Origin of the sequence: Okeania sp. SIO2B9, assembly GCF_010672505.1 — a bacterium.
GTDB lineage: Bacteria > Cyanobacteriota > Cyanobacteriia > Cyanobacteriales > Microcoleaceae > Okeania > Okeania hirsuta.
Window position 1 is genome coordinate 1 of the sequence record NZ_JAAHGK010000746.1, and the last position, 3874, is coordinate 3874.

General features: G+C 35.7%; 5 protein-coding genes and 1 pseudogene. 4 read left to right on the forward strand and 2 right to left on the reverse strand.

Annotated features, from left to right (window positions below):
- Positions 1 to 202: 202 nt before the first annotated feature.
- Positions 203 to 439 carry a hypothetical protein gene (locus tag F6K13_RS22670; protein WP_124147180.1) on the reverse strand — a complete coding sequence of 79 codons (237 nt, stop codon included), beginning with the start codon at positions 437 to 439 and terminating at the stop codon, positions 203 to 205.
- The gene (locus tag F6K13_RS22675) at positions 436 to 684 is read right to left on the reverse strand and encodes a helix-turn-helix domain-containing protein (protein ID WP_124147179.1); all 249 of its coding nucleotides are present in this window, start codon (positions 682 to 684) and stop codon (positions 436 to 438) included. The genes F6K13_RS22670 and F6K13_RS22675 overlap by 4 nt, the downstream gene beginning before the upstream one ends.
- A 122-nt stretch (positions 685 to 806) precedes the next feature.
- Between F6K13_RS22675 and F6K13_RS22680 the strand changes: the two genes are divergently transcribed.
- The 4 genes and pseudogenes from F6K13_RS22680 to F6K13_RS22695 form a co-directional block, all read left to right on the forward strand.
- Positions 807 to 1058 carry a DUF2281 domain-containing protein gene (locus F6K13_RS22680; RefSeq protein WP_124147178.1) on the forward strand — a complete coding sequence of 84 codons (252 nt, stop codon included), beginning with the start codon at positions 807 to 809 and terminating at the stop codon, positions 1056 to 1058.
- Positions 1059 to 1261: 203 nt separating this feature from the next.
- On the forward strand, positions 1262 to 1492 hold the full coding sequence (locus F6K13_RS22685; protein ID WP_124147177.1) for a hypothetical protein: 231 nt from the start codon (positions 1262 to 1264) through the stop codon (positions 1490 to 1492).
- 158 nt (positions 1493 to 1650) lie between these two features.
- Positions 1651 to 2994: a sulfite exporter TauE/SafE family protein gene (locus F6K13_RS22690; protein ID WP_287288454.1), complete on the forward strand. Its 1344-nt coding sequence runs from the start codon at positions 1651 to 1653 to the stop codon at positions 2992 to 2994.
- A gap of 403 nt (positions 2995 to 3397) precedes the next feature.
- Positions 3398 to 3874 (forward strand): annotated as a pseudogene (locus tag F6K13_RS22695) (hypothetical protein); the annotation flags it as partial.

The window sequence follows — 3874 nt, forward strand, 5'->3', positions numbered from 1 at the left end:
TGGAAGTTTTACAACTGCCCAAGGTGCAGGCCATTGGAAAGCGATGGTCAATAATAATTTCATGTCGCGGTCGTTGTCTTTGTTCAATCACATCTACATAGAAATAGACAGATAATATTTTTTCAACTAATTCTGAGGGAATATTAGCAGGAGCATTTGCTGCTTTAATTTTTCCTGTCCAACAATCCCATGTTGTTTGTTTTTAACAAGTCTTGCAGAACTTTCTTTCTGTTTTAATTTCTAAACCAGGGCGACTTTTTGTACCTCTTTGTAATCCTTGAGTACCACCTCCACCTGCATATTGTTCTGATGCTATGTTTTTACCCTCACAACTACGACAATGCCATTCTCTATCTGATAAAAGATTAAATACTTTTAATTGAGTAGAGTTTTTTCTAAATGTAGATTTTAACTTTTCTACTAAGTCTTGATTATTCACTCTATATTATTAGCTTCTGCCTCTAAATTATCAAGAAGTTCAGATACACTAATACCCATTCCCGCAGCTAAACTAACAAGAGCAGTTAGAGAAGGATTTCTCACACCACGTTCTAGTCCAGATATATAGGTACGATCTAAATTAGATCGAAATCCAAGCTCTTCTTGAGAAATTCCTAATTTCATCCGACGTTGTTTAATCAAACTACCAAGGGCAGTCAGAATCTTACTTTTCGACTTATCCATAACCCTATATTTTGACCCTAGATTTTGATAATTTGTGGATTATTAGTCTACGGACTATGTGTCACATAAAAAATCTGTTAAGATGTAAAAAAAATCGTTCAAATTAAGAGAAAAATAGACAAATGACTCAAGCAATTAGTTACGAACAAATAATTTTAGAAAAGGTGAAAAAATTAACTCTTCAACAACAGCAAGAAGTTTTAGATTTTATTAAATTTTTGCATATTAAAAACCAAAATATAGAAATTCCTACCCCTGAAAAAAAACCGATATCTGCTTATGAAGCTGCTAAACAATGGGTTGGTTGTGTTGATAGTGGCATTGGGGATTTATCTTATAATAAAAAGTACCTAGAGAGACCTTCAGCTAAATGAAATTTAAAGTAATTTGTTGAAGAAGGAAGAAGGAAGAAGGAAGAAGCAAAAAGTGGATGGGGAATCAAAATCTAACCAATTGTAAACACCGTGTAGACATTGGGGTATTAAACCCAAAAGAAAAAGATAACATTGGTAATTTTAATCTCGAAAATCTGCTAAAATCTAAAAAAATCTATTAAATGTAGTAGGGAAATAAACAAATGACTCAAGCAATTAGTTACGAACAAATAATTTTAGAAAACGTGAAAAATTTAACTCTTCAACAACAGCAGGAAGTTTTAGATTTTATTGCATTTTTAAAGTTTAAAGGGCAAAAACAGGAGATTTCAGAAAAAGAGGAAAAAGTTATTTCAATGTTGGAAGCGGCCAAAGAATTTGTTGGCTGTTTGGAAAGTGGAGTAGGCGGTCTATCTTTGAAAAAACTAAAGTAGAGAATATAAGGTAATTATGAGAAGAAAAGTTATTTTAGATATAGGAGTTTTGACAGAAGTAATTGATGTAATTATTCCTGATGAGTTATAAATATTTTATTCATTATGAGTTATAAATATTTTATTCATTTATTTGGGTACTATCCCTGAAAAAAAACGTGCTATTAGACCTATTACTATTAACAACTTTAGGATTTCTTGGCAGTTTCGGTCACTGCGTTGGAATGTGCGGACCATTGACTGCAACTTTCTCTCTTTCTACGCGATCGCAGAACGGAACGGATGTTCGATCGCGGAGTGGAACAGATGTTCGACCGCCAACTCCTCCTAACAAATGGCATCAATTTCAATTTCATACCCTGCTTAACCTCGGCCGCCTCTGTAGCTATACCTTAACTGGTGCTGGTATTGGTGCATTGGGTTCCGTATTAGTAGCAAGCGGTCATTTAGCTGGCATCGACAGTGACTTGCGACGGTGGTTAGCGATACTCACAGGTTTAATGCTAATTTGGTTTGGTCTGGCAAAAGTGCAACCACAACTATTACCCAAACTACCAATATTCCACCCCTTGAAAAAAAACAACCTACATAACCGCCTCAGTACAGTTATGGTTAACCTCTCCATGGAAAACAAATGGTGGACTCCCGCTTTTCTCGGTTTAGTTTGGGGTTTGATGCCATGTGGTTTTCTCTATGCTGCTCAAATTAAAGCCGCAGAAACTAGCAATATCTGGTTAGGTGGAGCGACTATGTTTGCATTTGGGTTGGGAACATTACCCTCAATGTTAGGGGTAGGAATGTTGACATCTTTTTTGACTGCAGACAAACGTAGTCAACTATTTGAGATGGCAGGATGGGTGAGTATCTTTACTGGCATCATGGTAGTCATGCGAAATGGTGAGATGGTTGACTACAGTGGTTCTGCTGCAATATTATGTTTAATAATAGCATTGGTAGCGCGACCTCTAAGTCGGTTTTGGAGTCAACCTCTACGTTATCGACGAGTAATAGGAATGGGAGCATTTGTTTTGTCGGTGGCACATACAGGAAAAATGTTAGACCACAGTTTAAATTGGAATATGCAGGCAGTATCATTTATGTTGCCTCTGCATCAGATAGGAATATGGGCAGGTATTTTTAGTTTGGGGTTAATGTTACCGCTAGCGCTGACGAGTTTTGATGGAGCAGTGAAATATTTTGGTAAGTGGTGGCGAAGGATACATTTGTTGAGTGTTCCGGCATTTTTGTTATGTGGAGTTCATGTGGTGGCGGTGGGTTCCCATTATTTGGGTGCGTTGGAATGGAGTTTGGGAAATCAGTTGCGTACTATTTTTTTTGGCATGACAATATTAGTTGTTTTGATTATACGTTCCCATCAGTTTTGGTCTTTATTTTCTATAGACAAATATTATGTACCACCACTGGAACAAGTTAAAATTCAAAAGCAAGTGCTTGAAGAAGGCAGAAGGCAGAAGGCAGAAGGCAGAAGGCAGAAGGTCTAATTGCTTATGGATAGTTTTCGACGCGCCACTCCGTGTCTACAAACCCCAAACAATTTTAAGTACCCTCATTGACGGTGAGGTATTACAGGATATTTCGGGCAAATGATTTACAGGGTAAATGCTGAAAATATTGTAGTGCAGGCATCTTGCCCGCGATGAGTCTACCTCATAGAGTCGCAAAGTGCTGTAAACCCACCACTGATATCAAATTCGGTTGAATACTTATTATATATTTGGGGGAGTAGGGGAGTAGGGGAGATTGAAGTGTGGATAGAATTATAAACATATACTGTATAACCGGATTCTATATGAAAAGATAATTCTGAGGTAATCTGAGAACTTCAAACAAGCTAAATATAGCCAAAAATACTATTTGATAATAAATTTCGGAGAAGGTAAAAAAATGTTTTTCTTGTTAAAAATTAGTCTGAATATTTCTTTACTAATTTTGATTTCTTCTTTTGGTAGAGAAATTACAAAACTTAGCGACTATCTTTCGCCAAAATTTATTTTTAGTAATCAAAAAAAATATGATTTAGAGCATATATATTTATCTAAATACAGTCAAAAAATAAATGACTTCCAGTTTGCTTCAGCAAAAAATAAAGATTCTATTTTAGAGTCTCAAAAACTGACCAAACCAGTTCATTCCTTTTTCAAATTTCAAGCTCATAATGTTGAAGTTTCTGAAGATGTGGCTTGTACTTTTCACATTACTCCCAATCATAATCCAAAGGTAGGCAAATCTTCTTTAGCCTGGTTTGCTTTAACTCGTAAAGGTGGAAAAAATGTTCCTTTTAGTGAATGTGATTGTCAGTTAAATGTTTATTCTCAACCTCGTAATGCTGAAAGTAAACCGATAATGAATCCAGAATTAAAA

Bases quoted from the DNA above. Each gene is read 5' to 3' on its own strand.
- F6K13_RS22675 (WP_124147179.1), bottom strand. From the start codon at position 684: ATGGATAAGTCGAAAAGTAAGATTCTGACTGCCCTTGGTAGTTTGATT.
- F6K13_RS22680 (WP_124147178.1), top strand. From the start codon at position 807: ATGACTCAAGCAATTAGTTACGAACAAATAATTTTAGAAAAGGTGAAA.
- F6K13_RS22685 (WP_124147177.1), top strand. From the start codon at position 1,262: ATGACTCAAGCAATTAGTTACGAACAAATAATTTTAGAAAACGTGAAA.